This window comes from Oleiphilus sp. HI0067, assembly GCF_001635735.1.
This window is the reverse complement of the sequence record NZ_LWFI01000723.1, coordinates 1-708: the sequence shown is the minus strand read 5'-3', so window position 1 is coordinate 708 and position 708 is coordinate 1. Positions and strand designations below refer to the sequence as shown.

Genomic DNA, 708 nt, shown 5'->3' with positions numbered 1-708 from the left:
CCAAGTGGGTCGCTTTCGGGATCAAGAAACGTCAATACACGCTGCTTCTGGTAATCACGCATGACAAAATGCCACATAACAGGCAAACAGGACGCGACAATTGCTCCAAATCCAGCAACTACCTTCCATGATATGCCCGCAAATAAAATAACGAACAAGCCCGACGAAGCAATTAATATCGAGGTACCCAAATCTGGTTGCTGCACAATTAACAACACGGGCACGAAGATCAGCACGAGCGTTACAAAAACATCTCTGAAACTCGGAGGAAGATAACGACTAGACAAATACCACGCCGCCATCATAGGCACAATCAGCTTCATTAACTCAGAAGGCTGAAAGCGCGGCAAGCCAGGCAGTTGAAGCCAGCGCTGAGCCCCCTTTGCACCGACACCAAAAAACATCACACCTAATAAGGCGATAACACCCAGAACAAACAGCACGACAGACCAACGTTTATAGAAACTAGGCTCGAACTGCGCTACTACGAACATTACACCGAACGCAGCCAAAAATCTGATCCCCTGGCGCTCTACATAAGCCCAACGCTCACCACCAGCGCTATACAAGATCACTAAACCAAAGCCAACCAAAGCTAACAAAAGACCAAGCAATATTGGGTCGATATGCAGGCGGTAAAAGAACGACTTCCCTTTACCGAGACTCGCATCCGCGCCCGGCATATGCCGCAAGAAATCTCCTCTCACT

1 protein-coding gene is annotated in these 708 nt (G+C 48.4%); it reads right to left on the bottom strand.

Annotation, left to right across the window (positions count from 1 at the left end):
• Nucleotides 1–683, bottom strand: a 683-nt coding sequence (locus tag A3739_RS08045; RefSeq protein ID WP_197472192.1) for an FtsW/RodA/SpoVE family cell cycle protein, incomplete at its 3' end; no start/stop codon positions are given.
• Nucleotides 684–708: the final 25 nt, after the last annotated feature.